Here is a 20,621-nt window from a genome sequence, read left to right as displayed (position 1 = left end):
ATTATTCAAAAATTTGGTGCAAATATAAAACATTTTTAGTTTAAGGAACTTCTTAATGTTAAGTTAAATAAGGTCGGAAAAATATAAATTATTGTTATAAAAACGAACATATTATCAAAATAGTCTTTAAAAAAAATAAAAGCCTTAAATAAGGCTCTTATTTTTTACTAAAAAACATTTTCAGTTTATTTCTGATCTTGATGATCGTAGGTTCTTTATAATTTTTGTCTTCGTCAAAATACCCATAGCCATATCCGTAGCCATATCCGTAACCATACCCGTAGCCGTAGCCGTAGCCTTGCTTGATACTAAAGTCATTATAAACCAATCCCAGGTTTGTAACTTCTTTATTAAAATACTTTTCGCTGATCATCCTTAGCATATGCTTTTCTGTATACTCGTGACGAACGACATAGATCGTTGTATCGGCTTTTTTGATCAGTTCAAAAGAATCGGCAACAAGACCTACCGGTGGAGAATCTATAATGACATATTCATAGATTTCCTTCAGTTGTTCTATAAATTTCATATTATTATCACTCATCAACAGTTCTGATGGATTGGGCGGAATAGGTCCCGAAGTGATCACATCCAGCCCTGGAATAGCTGTACGATTGATAATCTCGTCCAAGCCTACCTGACCTGTAAGATAATTAGAAATTCCGTTTTTATTATTGATCTTAAAATCTCCGAAAATCTTCGGCTTACGAAGATCCATTCCAAGCAAAACAGCCTTTTTTCCGCTAAGTCCTAACACAGAGGCTATATTGATGGAGACATAGGTTTTCCCCTCACCGCTTATGGATGAAGTCACCAAGATAACTTTGCTTTTTTGCTCCTCATTGAAGAGAAACCGAAGATTGGCCCTGATAGCCCTAAATGCTTCTGATATTGAAGATTTCGGCTCCTCCATAACGGTTAAGTTGGTATCATAATTATTATGACCCACAACGCCCAGAAGCGGAATCCTTGTAGCCGAAAGCAGTTCTTTAATATTTCTGATTTTGTTATCAAGTAATTCTCCCAACACCAAAAATAAAAATGGAAATAATAACAGACCTCCTATGATCTGCATTTGCGTGGATTTTACATCGGGCGCAATAGGACCTTGCCCCAGATTTTTGGCTTTATCAATAATCCGAAGATTACTTTGATTTGTAGCAACGCGCATCTGAGATTTGGCCTGTTCTGTCAACAGCGTATTATAGGTATTTTCTATAATATTATAACCTCTTTGTGCATGCAAAAAGATCCGTTGTTTTTCTGGCAGGGTTACCAGCTCCTGGTCTATTTTTCCTATATCTGCATCCAGGGCCAGTAATTTGTCATTATAACCCTGGAAATATTTTTTGAGTCCACTTTGAGAAGAATATTTGGCTTCATTTATCAGCCTGTTGATTTCCCGCATTGGTTCAGAATTTGGCGTGTAGATCTGTGCCATTTCTCTTCTTTTTGCGTAGAGAGCTTTCAGCTCAGAAACGGATGCATTGAAACTTCCGTCTTCTATTCCTGCAACGTTCAGGCTGATGATTTTCTCTATGCTGTTGGTATTGACAGAAGCCTTTATATCGTTTAAAGAATTTATTTTTGTAACCAATTCAGCTTTTCTGCCTTCCAGATCAGTTAATTTCTGAAGTGTTTTGGAATCGATATTTTCCATATCGAAAAGGCGGTTATTGATTTTCAGATTATTGAGAACCGTACCACTGGAATCTAATTTTTTCCTAATTTTTGTTAGGTTATCATTAAGATACTCTACGGTATTCTGGTCCACAGTATTCTGATCCAGCAACCTTTTTTTGATCAATTCCTGTACAGAATTATTAAGGAAATTAACTGTACTATTAAGATTATAGCCAGTTTTGCTGATAATCATGATAGAGGAAAGTTCCTTATCAAACTCAACAAAAAGACTTCCGATAATACTATTAACCGCTTGATTGACAGGTATCAATGTTACCATAATGTTTTCCAACCCCAAATTACTAGGTGTAGGATTAGGAATCAACCTAAATTTAAAATTAGCTGACTCGTACCATTCATTGACCTTAATCACCTTATTCTTAGGTTTTGCATAAGAAGGTATGGTCTGTACGCTTTCTGTATTGTAATTGTAGAGATTGTTTGACAATCCTTCTTCTGGCAAAATGATTTCATAAGTATCATTCCCTTTAGGAATGATGTTAATCGGATAGTTCACCTGCTGAAGATGATCCTTATCGATCTCTAGAAAAACAGGACTGTCTTCCTGATCCAAATAGGTCGTTTTAATAAGACCTCTGGTGGTATAATTGGTATTGAGATTCAGTTTCTTAACCAGATATTCGTTGTGACTTCTGGAAAGCAATATTTTTTTAAGATACACACCATCCTGATTGCCACCTTGTCCCCATATAAAATTAATAGACTGATTGGGTGTAAAATAACTGGATGTATTATTTGAAATACTCAATGAAAGGCTCGAAGAATATACTCTTTGTGCATAGTACTTGCTGTAAACAAAGGAGATGCAATAGCCTAAGAATCCAAGAATCACAAACCAATACCAATTTTTAAGAACTCTTTGTGCAAAATGAATTGGATCAAACAAACTGAATGAACCCATTTTATCAACGTTCTGAGAAGGATCTTGTGCGCTTTTTACGTTTTTGTCTGGGATCATACTACAATGTCTTAAGAATTAAATAAATAGACATTACCGTTGTAATAACCGATACTCCTGTCGTTAAACTTTGTAGTGGCTCTTTCCCAAATCCATTGATACTTTTACCATTGGTATTAAGATAGATGATATCACCATTCTGCAACCAATAATAGGGCGAGTTCATGGCGTCTTCTCTGGTCAGATCCAATTTTGCCGTCTTTATACCTTCGGGATATTTCCTGTGGATGGTGATGTTTTTTCTGTCAACTGTACGGTTGAGACCGCCATTCATCGCAATAGCCTGCATAATATTGAGCTGGGTAACGTAGGCTGTCTTTTCGCCGGTTACACCTACTGTTTCTATATCTCCCAATACATAGTAGCGGATACCGTCTAGGTTGAGCCGTGCTTCTGCTTTTCCCTGTAAAAAATTTTCATTGACGCGGGTTTGAATTTCCTTTGTCATATCTTCCACAGTTCTACCTTCCGCTTTGACATAACCGATCCCAAAAACATTGACATCACCGTTTGAATCTACCTTCAGCCCATTGAAGTAAAACGTGGGATTTCCACCTGTGCCTCCTGCTGATTGAGAAGCAGCACCACCAGACGATCCTGCTTGGGCACCTCCGCTAACAGATGATGAGGCATTAAGAGACGAATAAAATTGTGCTGCATCACCTTTGGGAGTAGTCACTACATTGAGGCTCAGAATATCACCTTTGGTGATTCTGTACTCCGGAACATTATAAGGCACAAGACCCTCTTCATTAATGGTAAGACTCTCACTTGGCTGCAAATACCGAACATCTTTCTGAGAAATGCACGACGACAATCCAAATAAAACAAACATTAAGAACAGGTTAAGTAAATCACTTTTTTTCATCGATGTGTTTTTGCAAAAATATAACAATTTTAATCTTTTTTAAACTTTAACAACACTATTGGCATGTAGGCACCTAAAAAACCCAACACCATCACCACTACTAATAATTGATTCACATCGATATGTCTTAAAAAATAAGCGACAAAAATGATAAACAAAAAATAGGTAATGATATAAGCTGTAGAACGCCGGTGCGTAAGGCCTAAATTGAGTAATTTGTGGTGGATGTGATTTTTGTCCGGAGACATGACAGATTTGCCATGATACAGTCTTGTGATAATCACGGTAATCGTATCCACAATTGGCAGAATCAATATAGCAACGGCAATTACGGGAGCAGATTGTAGATGATAGAAAACAGCTTCTTTTTTTTCAATAAAAATGTCGATAAAAGAAATACCTGTAAAAGCCAGCAGGAAACCCAATATCATAGAGCCCGTATCTCCCATAAAGATCTTGTTGCTCCTCTTATTGGACAGATTATAAATCAGAAATCCTACGGTGGCCGCTATAATGATGGCGCACAAAATCACCAACGGATCATTGTTACTTCCCAATCTAAAAAAACTGATCCCAAATAACGCGCTAGTGACAACCGTATAGCCACCGGCGAGGCCATCTATACCATCTATGAGATTAAAGGCATTTATTAAAATTATAAATGTAACGATGCTGAACAGTATGCTGAAGTAATAATTGATCTCATCCACACCGAAAAGTCCGAAAAGGCTTCTGATCCTAACATCAGATCCAATGACCATAAGCGCCGAAACAAGAATCTGAGCAATCAGTTTCTTGTATGCTCGTAAAACCATAATATCATCCATCACCCCAACAAAGAAAAGAATGATAAAGGATGCGAATAAAAACTTATAACGGTCGAATAATTCGTAAGCAAAGATAGGTGCGCAAACCCCCAACGAAAAAAAAACAGCGATGCCTCCTAGATTCGGAATTTTTCGCAGATGTGAACTTCTCGCTCCCGGCTCATCCATCAGATTTTTCCTTCTGGAAATCTTGATGATCGTAGGAATAGCAAGATAAGTGATCAAAAATGACAGGGCGAACCCCAAAATCATTTTGAAATAGAAAAAAGATAACCCGTAACTTTCTAGAAAAAATTGGAAATTATTCATTTGTGTGCCTCATTTTCTGGATTTCAATTTCTACTTTATTAACCTCCTGATAATACCCTTAAACCCAAAAAAGTACAAGAGATAATAGATTTTTTTCTTCAGTGGCAAAGATAACAGATAATTCTTACCAAACCGATTAAATTGCAAGATTTCTTTAGCTTTCAAGCCCTTGCTAACCACAAAATCATCCAAAACTTGCGACATCTGATAAAAATCCACATCTTTTTTCACAAAAGCCAAATAGGCCAAAAAAGTATAAACACCTTCCAGAATCTGAAAATTCCTCAATGCCTTTTTTTGATGGGAAAATCGGCTTTGAATAAATGATTGTTCTACCGTTTCTACAGCCTTCAGAATATCAAGGCCTTTCACCGTATGACTCTTGCTGATCGAATCCTGTCTTTCAAGATATTGATAATGATATTGGGGTGTAAATGTCAGAATATGACACTTTAGCAAAAGTTGCGGAATCAGCTCGATGTCTTCAAAATGAATGCCTTTTTTGAATCGTTTCTCCTGGAACAAATCTCTTTTGAAAAGCTTGTTGCAGGCAAAGTAAGAAATATCAGAAAAAACAGAAAGATGGTCCTCCAGAACAATTCTATCCGGAAAACCTGGCAACTGTGTGAGCTGCTGCGTCACATTTCCATTCTCATCCACTTTTTGAAGATTGCAGATTGCCATTTCTGCACCGTATTTTTCTGCAAGATGGTACATCTCTTCGAACATCTTTTCGGAAACAAAATCATCGCTGTCCACAAAACCGATGTATTGCCCTTTTGCTCTATCGATCCCAAAGTTTCTAGCATCACTTAATCCGCCATTTTCCTTTGTAAACCCAAAGATCTTATCCGGATACCGCACTTGAAAATCTTCGATTATTTTTTGAGAATGGTCTTTGCTGCCATCATTGACCACCAAGATCTCCATCTCCTGCAAAGTCTGGCTGACCAATGACAGCAGGCATTTTTCCAGATATAATTCTACATTATAAACCGGAACGACGACGGACACTTTTATAGCAAGATCGGTATTCATATCTTAAATCCTTGTAAATCTGGGACTTATAAAGCCTCTTTTTGCTTCGTCAAAATCCGAACGCGAACAAGGGATGCAATTGTCGATCGCCTCATCCTCGCCAAAATACCAGAGATTGCTGAAAACGTCTCTTTTGAAAGCGTACTGTTCATCATTGATCAAAACAAAAAATGTTTCGAAAGATTTTTCCTTCGGGTGTGATCTTTGGATGTTAATTCCCTCGATCAGGTACCAGATCATCTGTGCCAAAAGCTGGTGATTGAGCTGAGAATCTGAGTAGATATTATAATTGAAGATCCCGACAGATTTCAACTTTTCGCCAAGTCCGATTTCTTTCATATAGGCACAGACTTCTCTTTTGTTAAGGCCATTCACCTGTGGGTTGATAGAAAAGGATTCGTTAAAACTCTCGACAGCATCACAGTTGATCGTTACCAGATCTGCTTTCCGGAAGTATGGTTCTGTTTTTTCTGTAGAGTTCATCATTTCCGCCAAACGTATAATATCGAACTGGACTTCTTTGATCAACTTTACAGAATCCGACTCGTTCAGATGTTTCTGATAGCCCAGATGGTGGTAATTTTTAATTGAAAAATTTTTCGATCCCAGAATTTTGCTGAGAAAATTGGATTCGTGGATTTCGTCATCCTGTTTCAGAGAAACCACGTTACTAATTTGCGTATAACTGATGTCTTTCTGATGAAAACTGAGGGCTGAGAAAAGTGATAATGCAAAATCATTGCTGCCACCAATAATCACAGGAATGGCGTGCTTGTAGTGACAGGCAGAAAGCACTTCCTGCAGAATGTAGTGGGAATCCTGTGGTGTTTTTCCGGAAACCAGATCACCAAGATCTACAATGGGAATATCAAAATCAAGTTGGGAAAGCCTGTAGAACTCTCTCCGGATCTGAGTAAACTCCTGACTGTCTGCATCGCCATCAGCGCCACGGTAGTCTGAGAGAAAAAGCAAAACAATACTATCCTCTTTGATATCATTGGTGATCTTGTCTCCGATCTGCCAACTCTCTGTTCGGATTTTTCTTGGTGGAATAATAAAATCTTCGAAATCCATTTTCTTACTTTATAATATTGATGATCACGTCTTGGGGCACGTCTTTGGAAAACGCCGTCAATTGGTTTCTGAGCTTTTTTGTGTTTTCTTTTTTAACGGAATAGAACGAAACCGTTGTGCCTCCGGACATATAATTGTTCTGAATCGTAAGTGTTCCTACTTTGGTAAAATAATCCGGCATCCTGACCCACTCATCGAAAACCAACGCCACATCATAGCCCTGCCACTTCGCTGTATTGTAGATATAACTTTGAAGTTTTTTATTATCGGTAAACTTCCCGTGGTCTTCTTTTCTGAGCTTTGCCACTTCTATGCTTCCCAGTCCGTAAGTATCCAAAAGATGGATGTTGTTGTAATAGGTAATGGCTCCAATATCATTTGCTACCACTTTGGCATTTCTGTAATATTTATGAATAAAATCTGAGAGCTGGATCTGCTGGTCATAGATATTTTTGGACGCCGTTGGTTGATTTTTCAGCATCGGAACAAACCGAAGCGAAAAAGTGATGAACAAGAGAACAAGCATTGCAAACTTCAAAATCTGATTTTGCATTTTCTTCTGAAAAAGATCGTCCGCAAATGGCGCTATTGCCAATAAAATGACCACTACCAAATAGGCTTCGTAGCGGATCAGCCAACCGAAGTTTGCAAATAGAAGATGAACGGTGAACCCGCAAAAAACGACCATTGGGACTGCATTTTTTGAAATCTTTTCCGATAATGTTTTTGGATTTTTGGATTTGATGAAAATCTGGATTATTAATATCAAAATCAATATTAAAACAGAAATTCCCCGGTAGGCATTTCCTGCAACCCGTGTCAGAAAACCGACAATCCCGTCATTTGTATTTCCCTTTAAAATCAAAGAATTTGGTAGAAAAAAAGAGCCGTGATCTACAGAGATCCAACCGTAAATCAAAACGGGTGTCATGGCAAATAATCCCAATGCAACGCTTTGAAAATAGGCTTTCTTCACAAAAAAAAGATAGACGCAGATAAAAAAAATGAAGAACAGACTTTCGTATCGGAATCCTGTCGCCAAAATTGACAGCAATGCCAAATTAGAAAAATCCCTTGGCGTTTCATTCTCGATATATTTTTTAAAACCGAGCAAAACCAAAACCATCAACAGTGTATGGAAAACGTGCTCCATGCCTGTCATTACCATCAGATGCAAAGGCATCAACAGTACAATGGCCACCAGAAAAATAACATACGTTGCCGTTGAAAACTTTTTTAGTTCGTTATGAGAAATCCAGATCAGGAGCAATCCAGCAATTGTATTGGCAACCAATGGAATGTATTCCCAATTTCCAAAAACTTTGATCAACACAGCTATTAAAAAGGTAAAAAGAGGTGAAGACGTTGTGGAAGAAAACTCATATTGTGTAATGCCCCACACATGAAATTCTGCAAAATTCTTCGCCATAGACAAATGAATGTAAGCGTCATCTAAAGGGTAAATGAATCGTCCTGCAAAACCTGCAACGGCATAGATATGATACGCAATCAACACGCCCAGAAGCAAAATAATCAAAACAACGGTTGTACTTTTTTTCATAGTTCTGTATTAGTTATTCCAAAGGATATTATGATAGGTTTCTGATGTAAATCGACCTGCAACACCCTGATATCGGACAAATACGAAATAATAAAATATCATAAAAGACACAAAAAAGAGATGCAGCATTCTTTTGGTATTCAGCTGTACTGAAAACACAATGGCGGTAATCACCAAAGGCGCAAATGCCAAATACGGTCCTACCAATCTCGTAGAAAATACCGGATTGCTTCTCATAATAAAGTAAAGACAAACACCGCCTACCAGAATATTACGCATATACTCATAGTAATAGATTTTCTCGCAAGTGACCTTGTCATAGGTAATCAAAATAAAACTAAAGGTGAGCACAAGTCCATCCATAAAACTGGAAGATTTGGCTTCATAGCTCACATAACCGTTGAACCCATTGGTTACATCCTGTACATTAAGTGTATCCAAAAAAGTTGAAAATAAATTATAAACCTGAAACGGTGATAAAATAATGCAAACCATGATGGCGTAAAAAATCCTACCGGAATTCATCGGTATCGTTACCAGCCAGTAAGCTGGCAAAAAAATAATCGCAGACTTGTGAAACCCAAATGCCAGATAAACACACAAGAGATACCACCACACCTGCCTATCCTTGATAAACCTGAAAGACAGCACGCAAACCGTCATCCCTAATGCCTGCCTCATATGTCCGCTGTCTGCAATGAAATAAGCAGGAATCATAAATAACAATATTGCAAATACGGGATACTTAGAATTTTTGGAAAAGAAGAGCAGCTTGCCACCAATACTCAGTATGGCGCTGACCAAGGTGAAAAGGTAGAAAGGCCCTCCGGTTTCGTAAATGATTTTATTCAGGAAAACATAGAGCCATTCGATATCTAATTTGGATTCCCTCAAAAACATCTTATTGATCAGCTGAGCGTAATCTATCGTCGGAAAATACTCTCCGTACATGCTCATGTAGATGGGATAATCTGCACCCACATAATTCCTGAATCCAATAATGATGATCATATAAATCCCAAGAATCCACACCAAAACGTTCGAGGTCTTTTTTTCTGCTCCATAGACTTCATAAAAGCTGTAGACCACCAAAAAAACAAAGAGAATAGTGAATACTGGATGTAAGAACAACATTAAATTCTTTTATAATGGGAATTAGATTTGACAAAGATAATTTTATTTTCAGCATTTAAGCCAAATATATCATTCTTGATTGAGATCATACACAAATTTTTCAATGTGACATTTTACGGTTTTATCATTTTTTTCACTAATAAAATCCGCATTGGTTCTTCAAAATATTTAAAAGTAAGTGATGCCATCAGAAAATTAAGCAAAAATAAAAACAACAGCGCAACCGGAGTGGAAACATAGTACGACAGACCAGCCTGTACGATATAATTTTGAAATGGTTTGAACAAATAGAAGGCAATAAGCTGAAACATATAAAATGCAAAAGATATATTACCAAGGTTTTAGAATTAAAAAAAACATCAAAATAGGTGGGAAATGATAAAGAATAAATAACACCCCCAAAAACAATCATACACAGGGCATCTACTTTATAATTGGTAAAAGCTAGTGTCAAAAATGTGACAACACAACAAACAAAAATAAAACTGGCCGTTTTTTTTGAAATTTGGAAATCAAACCGCAGCAAACAAATGCTTATTCCAAGGAAAAACTCCGGAATGATTCTTTCCAACCCTTTGTACGTATAATTATTCAAATTAAAATCCTCAACAATCAACCATTTCAGCACAAAGAAAAAGGTAATTCCTGCGAGCACTACTCTGCCCCATATTTTATTTGTCCTGACCAGGAAAACTGATCCAACAAACAAGAACAGGTATGCAAACCATTCATCTGAGAGACTCCAGGAATGGGTATTCCAACTGAGTGCATCATTGATATCCCAGGCATGACTCATGAATAAGTTGGAAACGATGTGATCGTTCCTAATCACCAGATCATTCTGATGAAACAAGTATTTTCCCACATATAAAAGAACAGAAATCATTAAAAAGGTCAATAGATGAAGGGGATAGATCTTAGCCCACCTTTTCACGAGAAAGTGATAATATTTTTTGATGGTCATAGCTTCCAAAAAAAAACTTTTGTAATAGGCAAAAGTCAGAATAAAGCCACTGAGAACAAAAAAAACATCCACGCCTAGATACCCTTTTTGAAAAAGGATATTTTCCAATCCGCCAACATAGACAGAAAAATGATATAAAAAAACCCACATCGCAGCATAAAAGCGCAATCCGGTAAGATTGTTAAGCATAACAGTTCAAATTTGAATAGAGTCGTTAGAACTGGCAGAAATTACTGCCAGCGTATTGTGCAGTCAGATATTGGACAGATCTATTCTAATCGGAAACGATTAATACCGGAAGCTAATGGCGATTTAAAAACAGGATAGAACCCGTACAGAAACATGCGGCAAAAGAGCAGCGCTATCGCATCAATTTTCATCATTTGTTATGTGTTTTCACCACAAATATAAGCTAAAAACAAATACAGGTTAAAAAAAAAAATTACCTGCAGCAGTTGCTACAAGTAATTGTATGGTGTTGGATGGGGATCTTAAACAATCATATTTTACCAATAAAAATTCCCAATCATCTGCATCCCAAAAGTCTGCAAAATGCAGAGATAGAACAACATCTTAAAGTGATCAGCATCAATATCTTTTAACAGGACCAAAAAATAAGGTACCAAAAACAGGCAGGCTCGCGCCGTTTCGCCAGTTCCGTACGCACCGGTTACAAACATTGCTGAAATGGCAGAAACTGCAGAGAAAAAAAGAATGTTATTGTTTCTATTTTCAAAAACCTCAGTACCCGATTTCTTGGAAAAGAATACCGCTAAAAATCCGAAAGACATAAACAGAAAGATCTCACCCACATCCTCCAGCCTCGTCATCAGATAAACAAACGGCTGGTGCAACAATCTGAAACCATCCGGATTTTCGGAATGGGAAGCCCGCAAGAAGGTGTCGAGATGGTCATAACCTGTCGTTGCATAGATGAGCAGAAAACCAAGCACAAAAACAACCGTTGCCATCATACTGAGCCAAACAAAATTCCATTTTCCTTTGCTTATAAAGTAGAGACTGATGCACCCCAAAAACGCAAACAGAAACAATCCAGAAAACGTCATCAGATTGGTCAGGATTACTCCCAAACAGATCAATAGGAAAGAAACGACATCTATTTTATTTTGACTGAAGATCCTCGCCAATCCCAAAAGAAAGATCAAAGTAGAAGTGAGTACCAAAGAGTCAATAGAAACCAAGAGGTAAATATTAACAGAAGGTACCACCGCTAATAAAAGCAGCATCCATTTCCTTCTCGATTCTTCGAAGCCGAGATAGCCCAAGATCTTATAAAATATCGGGAAAGACAGACAGCCAATCGCAAAGAATACGATGGCCAAAGTTTCAATATTAGAAATATTTAAAATCCAAAAATGCAAAAGTGTTACAAACGGCGGATGCGTCTTGGTATGCAGCTGAAAATGTTCCAGGTTTTTGGTAAAATCTCTCAGCCACACGCTTCCATCTGTAATATGAATAGCATCAGCATAATACTGTCGGCCTTTCAAGTAAAACGGTTGCAGGAAAGCAATATCAAAATCACCCTGACTCAGGTTTCCTAACACCACGAGAACAATGGCTATCAGAAACAACAGATAGATGTTCAGCCTTTCTGAATACTGGAAAGCAAAAATCCCGCTCCACAAAAACAGAAATGCGAAGACAGATCCACTCCAAAGAAATTGATTGGGATAGATGACCGAAATAGGGAAAAGCGGACCTGTTCCTGTAAAACCACCCTGACTTTGATAATAGAAATTGACACCAGCAATAGCAATCCAGATAAAAATTGCCACAAAAAAAACAAGCCAAGGAAAGTTCTTCCAGTTTGCCCATTGTAATTTTTCGCCCATTCGAGAATGTATTTTCGGTTTTAGATGGGTCAAAAATATTAAAATTAATCCGCAATCTGTAAAATAAAACCTATGACTTCACCCCTGAGACTGTATGGCGAGTATAAATGACTGGTTTGTGAGTGTTTTGGGTGGCGTGGGAAGAGAAAAGTTTATCCTTATATTTGAGTACAATTATACGTCGTGAAAACTTTGAGAAGAAGGTATTTTATCCTCTCGATATGAGTTGTAATTCTAGCTGGTATTTTTTATTTTTTATTATAAAATCACCAGAAAGACTTAATAAAACAGCACAAGCAAGAGGCTTGCGCCAGCGACGTTTCTAATATAGAATCAACTAAATGAAAATGAAAACCACAAAACACTTTTCCAGAAACCTCCTTCTCATATCATTCCTTTTTGCCACTATCACTCAAGTATTCGCAATCCCACCCAACTTCACCACCAAAAACATCAAATTCCTAAGCCAAGGCGACTCGCTTGCCGGAACTATTTATAAGCCACATCACATTTCTGCAGCGGTTGTCATCATTCACGGATCGGGACAAGAGAAGAGAATGACAGAATTTGCGATCATGCTGGCTAACAGTGGGATTGCTGTTTTCACTTATGACAAACGAGGCGTCGGAGAATCTGGCGGGATCTATGCCGGACCGGAAGTAGACACCAATAATGTGGACGCCGCCAATCTCAATCTGCTCTCTCTGGATGCGAGCGCTGCTGTGGATGTCTTATCCAAATATCTCTCAAACAAGCAAATCGCAATAGGTTTAACAGGTGGAAGCCAGGCAGGATGGATCATTCCGCTGGCGGCAGAGAAGAACCGGAAAGTCAAATTTATGGCGATCTTCAGTGGCGCGTTGATAACCGTGAAGGAGCAGCTGAGGTTTCAGTTTTACACCAACGGCAATACAAAATTCTGGGATACACATACAGAAGAAGATGCCCGCAAACACACAATGACCGATCCGGACAGATACGAGTTCACAGACGTAAACCCAATCCCTACGCTTTCCAAATTATCAATCCCAGGATTGTGGATCTTCGGCGGCAAAGACATCCAAGTCCCCGTGACTCTTTCTATTGAAAAACTCAATACTTTAAAGTCCAAGGGCAAACGCTATGATTATCAACTATTCCCGGCATTAGGAAATAATACGGCATTCTCGGATGATGAAAAGCCGGTGGAGGAGATGATTGAGTGGATGAAGAATGTGAAAATAATGAAGGGGAAATGACGTTATTGGAATTGCAAAATGAAAATAGAATTTGACTATTTACCAATTTTTGGTAACTTTGGAGAAAGTTATTAATAATGAAAAATACATCAGTATCACTCGGAAATTATTTTGATCAATTCGTTAGTAGCCAAGTTTCTATCGGACGATATAAAAATGTGAGCGAAGTTATTCGTGCAGGACTTAGACTTCTAGAAAATGAAGAAAGTAAAGTAATTGCTTTGAAAAGTGCCATTCAACAAGGCCTAGATAGTCCAAGAGTTGAAAATTTTGATTTTGATGAACATCTGTCCAAGCTAAAATCAGAAAAAAGAAAAAATGGCTAAAGTCATATTGAGACAAGAGGCAATTGACGATTTAACCGATATTTGGGATTATACATTTCAAGAGTGGTCAGAAGATCAAGCCGACATATATTATCATACGATAAAATTAGCTTGTAAAGGTATTGAAGCAAATTTTAATATTGGAAAGATTTATACTGAGATAAGCAAGGGTCTATTTGGATTAAAATCAGGAAAACACATCATATTTTATCACCAAATTTCAGAAGATGAAATAGAAGTCATTAGAATATTACACGAAAGAATGGACTTGAAAAACAGAATAAACGAGTAAAAAATAGACATCTCAATTTCGCAGATCCAATAAAAACAAAACCCCTTTTGAAATCCAAAAGGGGTTTTTATATTAAGTTTAAAAACTATTACTTCTTAGCAGCAGGTTTCTTAGCCGGTGCTTTCTTAGCTGTTGTCGCTTTTTTGGCGGCTGGTTTTTTGGCGGCCGGTTTCTTTTTCTCAACGAAGGCTTTTGGGTCTTGCGCCGTGATCCATTTTTTCACCTCATCCAGAGAAACGTCTTTCAGGTCGTCTGCTTCATATTTGGTGTCGTCTTTCTTTTTAGGAATTTTGTGGATATTCTTGCCGTGTTTTACGATTGGTCCCCATCGCGCATTCTCGATGGAGATTTTTTCTGCTTCCCAATGCTGGATGTATCGGTTGGCTTCTTTCTCCAATTTCGCATCAATCAGTTCATTGATGTCGCTTTGAGACAGATTATCGAAGTTATAGCGTTTCGGAACATTAATGAAAATACTTTGGTATTTGATAAACGGCCCGAATCTCCCCGTTCCTTTCGTCACTGGTTCGCCTTTGTAGCTTGCAATTGGCGCGTCTGCCACTTTCTTTTCATTAATGATCTCTTCCGCACGGTTTTGATCTACGGAAAGCGGATCTTCACCTTTCGGAATGCTGATGAAAGTCTCGCCCCATTTCACGTAAGGTCCGAATCTTCCCACACCAACCGCAACAGGTTGCCCGTCCACTTCTTTCAGGTCAAAAGGCAGTCTGAACACTTCCAAAGCATCTTCCAAAGTGATGGTCGCAATATTCTGATGCGCCATCAATGAGGCAAAGATTGGTTTCTCCTCATCGTCCTGCTCGCCGATCTGGATCATCGGTCCGAATCTTCCGATTCTTGCGTGAACGTTTTTACCGGATTTCGGATCAACACCTAATATCCTTTCGCCATTCGCGCGGTCTGCATTTTCCTCCACATCTTCAATCCTTGGATGGAATTTGGAATAGAAATCCGTCATCATCTCCTTCCACTTCTGGTCGCCGCTTGCAATGTGGTCAAAACTCTCCTCTACCCTTGCCGTAAAACCGTAATCCAAGATCTCAGCAAAATTGTTGGTCAGGAAATCATTCACCACTTCCCCAATATCGGTCGGGATAAATCTGTTTTTATCACCACCAAATTTCTCTTCGAGCACTTCTTTTTTGACACCGGATTTGCCCAATGTCATTTTCACGATCTCTCTTTTCTGAGGCTCAAGTTCTCTCTTATCTACATATTCACGGTTCTGGATGGTCTGAATGGTAGGTGCATATGTCGATGGACGACCGATTCCCAACTCTTCCAGTTTCTTCACCAGACCAGCCTCCGTAAATCTTGCAGAAGGTCTCGTGAATTTTTCTGTCGCTGTAATTTTTTTATAGTCTAAAGCTTCGCCGATGGAAACTTTTGGTAATAATTTTTCATTGCTTTCGTCATCTTCGTCCTCCGTTTTTACGATGCCGTAAGCTTTAAGGAAACCATCGAAAATAATCACTTCTCCTTGCGCTTCGAAATGTTGCGGTAATTTGGCATTTCCAATTTCGATCACCGTTTTTTCGATCTTCGCATTCTCCATTTGAGAAGCCAACGTTCTTCTGTAAATTAATTGGTATAGTTTATTCAACTGAACATCACCAATGGATTTCAAAGCGAAATCTGTAGGACGGATCGCCTCGTGGGCTTCCTGTGCAGAAGATGATTTGGTAGTATAATTTCTTGGTTTAGAATAATTTTCACCGTATTCTGAGATGATCTGCGCCTTCGCACCATTGATCGCTTCTTGTGATAGATTCACGGAATCCGTTCTCATATAGGTGATAAATCCTTCCTCGTAAAGTCTCTGCGCCAGACGCATTGTATTGGTCACATTATAACCCAGTCTGGAAGAAGCTTCCTGTTGCAAAGTAGAAGTCGTGAATGGTGCCGAAGCAGTTCTAGTTCCAGGTTTGGTTTCTACATTCAGAACTTTGAAGTCTGTGGTTTGGGCTAGATTAAGGAAGTTCTCTGCATCAGATTCTTTCTCGAAATCTTTTTTCAGTTTCGCCAGGATTTCTTGTTGCGCATTATTTAAGAAAATGCCTTCTAATTTGAAACTCGGTTTTGGTGTGAACTCACGAATCTCTTTTTCTCTTTCTACCACCAGTCTTACGGCAACGGATTGTACACGACCAGCGGAAAGCCCGGTTTTTACTTTTTTCCAGAGAACTGGTGACATTTCGAAACCTACGATTCTGTCCAGAACCCGTCTTGCTTGTTGGGCATTCACCAGATTCTGGTCTATATCTCTTGGATTATCGATGGCTTTGAGGATCGCATTTTTGGTGATCTCGTGAAAAACAATTCTTTTTCTGTTTTCGGGTTTTAATTTCAGTTCGTCCGCAAGATGCCAGGCAATCGCTTCACCCTCGCGGTCCTCATCGGATGCCAGCCAAACCATTTCTGCCTTCTTCACAGAAGCCTTCAGTTCTGCTACCAATTTTTTCTTATCGGCAGACACTTCATAGTCGGGCGTGAAACTCGTGAGGTCTATTCCCATTCCTTTTTTAGGCAAATCGCGGATGTGTCCAAAGCTGGATTTCACCTCAAAATCACTACCCAGATATTTCTGTATTGTTTTGGCTTTTGCTGGTGATTCGACGATTACTAAATTTTTTGGCATACTGGAAAATTTCTGCAAAAGTAGAGGTTTTTTTTTATACAACTAATTTAGAGCTCTTGATTTTGAATTAGCCGGTATTAATTATACCGATCAAAGCATTAAATTTGCAGGTTTAAGACACATCATGCATCGCTTTTTCATTTTTTTATATGATTTGATCGCCAAAAACAGAATTCTTTCTATTGCAACTGCATTAGGAATTGCGGCGCTGTGTCTTTTTTTTGCGTCGAAGATCAATTTTGAAGAAGACATCAATCAAATCATTCCAAAACATGAAAAGTCTGATCTGACGGCGAAAGTTCTGAAGCAACTCAATTTCTCGGATAAGATCATTGTCATCATCGAAAAAAAATCGAAAGACGATCTTTTCCAATTGTCCGAAACGGCGGACCAATTTTTAGAAAAGACAAAACCTTTAGAAAAGTACATCAGCACGATCCAAGGCAAAGTGAATGACAGCGAGATTTCTGAAACCTTTGATTTCGTCAATCAGAATCTGCCTTTGTTTTTAGACGAAAACGATTATCAGGAAATCGAAAGGAAAGTCAACAAAGACAGCATCGCCAAACAGGTTGAGAACAATTATGTTTCTTTGGTTTCGCCTACGAGTTTGGTGACCAAAGATTTCATTAAAAAAGATCCGCTGGGAATCACTTTTTTAGGCATCAAAAAGCTGAATGCGCTTAATATCAGCAAAGATTTCAAACTCGAAGACAACTACGTCGTTACCAAAGACGGAAAAAACCTTCTGCTGTTCATCGAGCCGAAGTATAAAAGCAACGACACCAAAAACAATGAGGCTTTCGTGAATCAACTTAATGAAATCAAAGACAAGCTCAACAGAGAGTTCAAAGGAACAACTGAGCTGAGTTATTTCGGTTCGCCGGTGATTGCGGTGGCTAATGCGCAGCAAATCAAGAAGGACATTCAGAATACGGTGGTTATTTCGATGAGCGTACTTTTGATTTTGTTGATGTATTATTTCAGGAGCTTTTTCACGCCTATCATTATTTTTCTCCCAACGCTGTTTTCCGTTTTGCTGGCGTTGATGGTTTTGTATTTTGTTAAAGATCAGATCTCTGCCATCTCACTCAGTGTTGGCGCTATTTTGATTGGCATTACGATTGATTATGCGCTTCATATTCTCACGCATTACAAGCACAACCATAATATTGAAGAGCTCTACAAAGAAATCACCCAGCCGATCATCCTGAGCAGTGCCACCACGGCCGTTTCTTTTTTGTGTCTGGTTTTTGTACGTTCTGAGGCCTTGAAAGATTTGGGACTTTTTGCATCCATTACCGTTCTATTTTCTTCCGTTTTGGCCTTGATCATTGTTCCGCAACTGTATCGTCCAAAAGAAAATTCAGATCAATTACGTACCAATTTCATAGACAAAATCGGGCATTATCCTTACGAGAAAAATAAGCCCTTGATTATTGCCTGTTCAGTGGTGATCATGGCATGTTTGTTTGGTTTCCGCCACGTTGGTTTTAATGAAGATATTGGTGATCTCAATTACATTCCGAAAGATTTAAAAATCAGTGAAGCAAAACTTGCAAAACTGTCCGACATCACATCGAAATCCATTTACACCATCTCATACGGAAATTCTGAAGAGGAAGCTCTGGCGAGAAACTCAGATCTGAGTGAGTTTCTGGAAAAAGAAAAAAAAGAAGGTAAAATCCTCAGTTATAACTCAGTTGGGAATGTGGTGTTATCAAAAGAAGATCAGCAGGAAAAAGTAGAAATCTGGCTACAATTCTGGAACGACAACAGGAAAGATTCAACAATTTCAGCATTGGTTCGCAATGGCCATAAACTTGGCTTTAAGTCTTCTGCTTTTGATCAGTTTAATGAAAATTTAAACAAAACCTACTCCACTTTAAGCTTAAAAGATTACTCAAAAATAAAAGCACTCCAAATCTCAGAATTCCTGAGTCAGGAGAATGGGTTTTTCACGGTTTCGAATGTGGTCAAAGTGGACGAGAAGAAAAGAGATGTGTTCATCAAAGACGTGGAAAAGAGGCACGACGCCATCGCCATCGACCGTCAGCAGATGAATGAGAATTTTTTAGGATTGCTGAAAAGAGATTTCAATACGCTGATTAATTATTCATTATTGGCGATTCTTTTGACCATTATCGTTTTCTTTAGAAATTTGGAGCTCACACTTCTTACCATGTTCCCGATTGTTCTGACGGGTGTTGTGACAGCCGGAATTTTATATTTTTTAGGATTAGAACTTAATATTTTCAGCACCGTGGTCTGCACCTTGGTTTTTGGGGTTGGAGACGACTTCAGTATTTTCCTAACGAAGGCGATGCAGAAAGAGCACACGACGGGTAAAAATGAGCTTCCCACGTATCGCATTTCCATTATATTAGCCGTTTTCACGACCGTTTTATCCATTGGTTCATTGATTTTTGCCAAACATCCAGCGCTGCATTCTTTGGCTTTAGTCGCGTTGATCGGGATGCTTTCTGTGATTATCATTACCTCCACATTATATCCGTTCTGGTTTCGGTTTTTAATTATCAACAGACAGAAAAAAGGATTGTCGCCAATCACCTTAAGGTTATTTTTGAACGCTGTCCTGTCTTTTACTTATTATGGTTTGGGCGGCTTATTTTTCTCGGTTTTCGGCAGTCTTTTTGTGAGAAAAGCAAAAGGGAAAACTTTAGATATTATCAAATTGATCTTAGCCAAATTTATGGCTTCTGTTTTGTACAGTAATCTTTTTGTGAAGAAAAAAATAATTAAAAACCCGGACGAAGACTTCAGTCAGCCAGCAGTGATCATTGCCAATCACACGTCATTTTTAGATATTTTGGTCATTGCGATGACGACCCACAAAATGGTTTTTTTGGTAAACAACTGGGTTTACGACTCGCCTATTTTCGGAAAAATAGTGAAGGCTTTGGGTTTTTATCCTGTTTCTCAGGGCATAGAAAACGGCATAGAAACATTGCGTGAAAAGGTCAACCAAGGCTATTCTCTGATTGTTTTTCCGGAAGCTGCACGTTCTTTTTCAAATGATATCAAGCGTTTCCACAAAGGTGCTTTTTATCTGGCGGAGGAATTCGGGATCGATATTCTTCCCATCTACATCCACGGCAATTCTGAGGTTTTGCCAAAAGGTGACTGTATCATTTATGACGGGAGTATCACTGTAAAAATAGGTGAAAGAATCCGTAACGATAATGGATCATTTGGAACAACCTATTCTGAACGTTCAAAAAAAATAAATGCACATTTCCGCGAAGAATTTGCAAAACTGCGAAGTGAAATTGAGGATGAAAATTATTTTAAAAAGAAATTATTTTTAAGTTTTCTTTATAAAGAAAGCGATGTTGTAAAAGAAATTAAGAAAGATTTCAATACGAATAAATCGGTTTATTTTGAGCTGAATAAGCATATTGCTAAAGACGCGACCATTCTTCACATCGCGGATGATTTTGGGCAAAAAGACTTTCTTCTGACCATGCAGCAAGCCAGCAGGAACATCTTTAGTTTTATAAAAAACCAGGAAAAACGCGCGATTGCAGAACAAAATTATGTTGTCAAAAGACGAAAGCTAAATTACATCCAACACGTATCTGACGTCCATAAAAGTATTGATGTCATTTTGATTTCTGATCAAAATTTTGATCTTTCCGAAATCCAGAATCTTCCAGAAACTGTGATTTTTCTCAATGCAGAAAATTCGCTTTCTGATCATTTTGAATTTAACCTTATTCACAATACAGAATCAATTAAGATAATGAGACGCAAATAATAAATTTGAAAATCTTATTTTTGTTACATATTAGA

The 20,621-nt window shown here is 38.2% G+C and carries 14 protein-coding genes; 4 read left to right on the top strand and 10 right to left on the bottom strand.

Annotated elements, in window-relative coordinates:
- Positions 1-157: 157 nt before the first annotated feature.
- The 9 genes from F564_RS0101730 to F564_RS0101690 form a co-directional block, all read right to left on the bottom strand.
- The gene (locus F564_RS0101730) at positions 158-2,662 is read right to left on the bottom strand and encodes an exopolysaccharide transport family protein (protein WP_028121083.1); all 2,505 of its coding nucleotides are present in this window, start codon (positions 2,660-2,662) and stop codon (positions 158-160) included.
- A gap of 1 nt (position 2,663) precedes the next feature.
- Positions 2,664-3,530, bottom strand: a complete 867-nt coding sequence (locus F564_RS0101725) for a polysaccharide biosynthesis/export family protein (RefSeq protein ID WP_028121082.1) — start codon at positions 3,528-3,530, stop codon at positions 2,664-2,666.
- Positions 3,531-3,559: 29 nt separating this feature from the next.
- The gene (locus tag F564_RS0101720) at positions 3,560-4,609 is read right to left on the bottom strand and encodes a glycosyltransferase family 4 protein (RefSeq protein ID WP_316928785.1); all 1,050 of its coding nucleotides are present in this window, start codon (positions 4,607-4,609) and stop codon (positions 3,560-3,562) included.
- Between the two features lie 87 nt (positions 4,610-4,696).
- Positions 4,697-5,704, bottom strand: coding sequence for a glycosyltransferase family 2 protein (locus F564_RS0101715; protein WP_028121080.1), 1,008 nt, complete (start codon positions 5,702-5,704; stop codon positions 4,697-4,699).
- Between the two features lie 3 nt (positions 5,705-5,707).
- Positions 5,708-6,778, bottom strand: a complete 1,071-nt coding sequence (locus tag F564_RS0101710; protein ID WP_028121079.1) for an arginase family protein — start codon at positions 6,776-6,778, stop codon at positions 5,708-5,710.
- 4 nt (positions 6,779-6,782) lie between these two features.
- On the bottom strand, positions 6,783-8,339 hold the full coding sequence (locus tag F564_RS0101705; RefSeq protein WP_028121078.1) for a glycosyltransferase family protein: 1,557 nt from the start codon (positions 8,337-8,339) through the stop codon (positions 6,783-6,785).
- Between the two features lie 9 nt (positions 8,340-8,348).
- Positions 8,349-9,473: an EpsG family protein gene (locus F564_RS0101700; RefSeq protein WP_028121077.1), complete on the bottom strand. Its 1,125-nt coding sequence runs from the start codon at positions 9,471-9,473 to the stop codon at positions 8,349-8,351.
- A 187-nt stretch (positions 9,474-9,660) separates the two neighbouring features.
- Entirely contained in the window at positions 9,661-10,626 is a 966-nt protein-coding gene (locus F564_RS21185) for an acyltransferase family protein (protein WP_028121076.1), read from the bottom strand.
- Positions 10,627-10,943: 317 nt separating this feature from the next.
- Positions 10,944-12,293, bottom strand: coding sequence for a hypothetical protein (locus tag F564_RS0101690; RefSeq protein WP_034980435.1), 1,350 nt, complete (start codon positions 12,291-12,293; stop codon positions 10,944-10,946).
- Positions 12,294-12,640: 347 nt separating this feature from the next.
- Here F564_RS0101690 and F564_RS18520 point away from each other — a divergent pair, with 347 nt between their 5' ends.
- The 3 genes from F564_RS18520 (at position 12,641) to F564_RS0101675 (ending at position 14,149) form a co-directional block, all read left to right on the top strand.
- Positions 12,641-13,531, top strand: coding sequence for an alpha/beta hydrolase family protein (locus F564_RS18520; RefSeq protein ID WP_051259527.1), 891 nt, complete (start codon positions 12,641-12,643; stop codon positions 13,529-13,531).
- A gap of 77 nt (positions 13,532-13,608) precedes the next feature.
- On the top strand, positions 13,609-13,857 hold the full coding sequence (locus F564_RS0101680) for a type II toxin-antitoxin system ParD family antitoxin (RefSeq protein WP_034980432.1): 249 nt from the start codon (positions 13,609-13,611) through the stop codon (positions 13,855-13,857).
- Positions 13,850-14,149 (top strand): type II toxin-antitoxin system RelE/ParE family toxin, encoded by a 300-nt coding sequence (locus F564_RS0101675; protein WP_028121073.1) that lies wholly within the window; start codon positions 13,850-13,852, stop codon positions 14,147-14,149. The genes F564_RS0101680 and F564_RS0101675 overlap by 8 nt, the downstream gene beginning before the upstream one ends.
- Positions 14,150-14,237: 88 nt before the next feature.
- On the opposite strand, the gene topA is transcribed toward F564_RS0101675, so the two are convergent.
- Complete coding sequence (gene topA, locus F564_RS0101670) at positions 14,238-16,808, bottom strand: type I DNA topoisomerase (protein ID WP_028121072.1); 2,571 nt, start codon at positions 16,806-16,808, stop codon at positions 14,238-14,240.
- A gap of 154 nt (positions 16,809-16,962) precedes the next feature.
- Between topA and F564_RS0101665 the strand changes: the two genes are divergently transcribed.
- Entirely contained in the window at positions 16,963-20,586 is a 3,624-nt protein-coding gene (locus tag F564_RS0101665; protein ID WP_228373829.1) for an MMPL family transporter, read from the top strand.
- Positions 20,587-20,621 lie beyond the last annotated feature (35 nt).

It is taken from the genome of Epilithonimonas tenax DSM 16811, assembly GCF_000428485.1.
Lineage (GTDB): Bacteria > Bacteroidota > Bacteroidia > Flavobacteriales > Weeksellaceae > Epilithonimonas > Epilithonimonas tenax.
The sequence above is the reverse complement of the archived record's forward strand: the minus strand, read 5'-3'. Positions and strand labels throughout refer to the sequence as shown.

What these genes read in the sequence shown, in the direction of transcription:
- F564_RS0101730 (WP_028121083.1), bottom strand. Translation starts at nt 2,662, where the DNA reads ATGATCCCAGACAAAAACGTAAAAAGCGCACAAGATCCTTCTCAGAAC.
- F564_RS0101725 (WP_028121082.1), bottom strand. Translation starts at nt 3,530, where the DNA reads ATGAAAAAAAGTGATTTACTTAACCTGTTCTTAATGTTTGTTTTATTT.
- F564_RS0101720 (WP_316928785.1), bottom strand. Translation starts at nt 4,609, where the DNA reads ATGATTTTGGGGTTCGCCCTGTCATTTTTGATCACTTATCTTGCTATT.
- F564_RS0101715 (WP_028121080.1), bottom strand. Translation starts at nt 5,704, where the DNA reads ATGAATACCGATCTTGCTATAAAAGTGTCCGTCGTCGTTCCGGTTTAT.
- F564_RS0101710 (WP_028121079.1), bottom strand. Translation starts at nt 6,778, where the DNA reads ATGGATTTCGAAGATTTTATTATTCCACCAAGAAAAATCCGAACAGAG.
- F564_RS0101705 (WP_028121078.1), bottom strand. Translation starts at nt 8,339, where the DNA reads ATGAAAAAAAGTACAACCGTTGTTTTGATTATTTTGCTTCTGGGCGTG.
- F564_RS0101700 (WP_028121077.1), bottom strand. Translation starts at nt 9,473, where the DNA reads ATGTTGTTCTTACATCCAGTATTCACTATTCTCTTTGTTTTTTTGGTG.
- F564_RS21185 (WP_028121076.1), bottom strand. Translation starts at nt 10,626, where the DNA reads ATGCTTAACAATCTTACCGGATTGCGCTTTTATGCTGCGATGTGGGTT.
- F564_RS0101690 (WP_034980435.1), bottom strand. Translation starts at nt 12,293, where the DNA reads ATGGGCGAAAAATTACAATGGGCAAACTGGAAGAACTTTCCTTGGCTT.
- F564_RS18520 (WP_051259527.1), top strand. Translation starts at nt 12,641, where the DNA reads ATGAAAACCACAAAACACTTTTCCAGAAACCTCCTTCTCATATCATTC.
- F564_RS0101680 (WP_034980432.1), top strand. Translation starts at nt 13,609, where the DNA reads ATGAAAAATACATCAGTATCACTCGGAAATTATTTTGATCAATTCGTT.
- F564_RS0101675 (WP_028121073.1), top strand. Translation starts at nt 13,850, where the DNA reads ATGGCTAAAGTCATATTGAGACAAGAGGCAATTGACGATTTAACCGAT.
- topA (WP_028121072.1), bottom strand. Translation starts at nt 16,808, where the DNA reads ATGCCAAAAAATTTAGTAATCGTCGAATCACCAGCAAAAGCCAAAACA.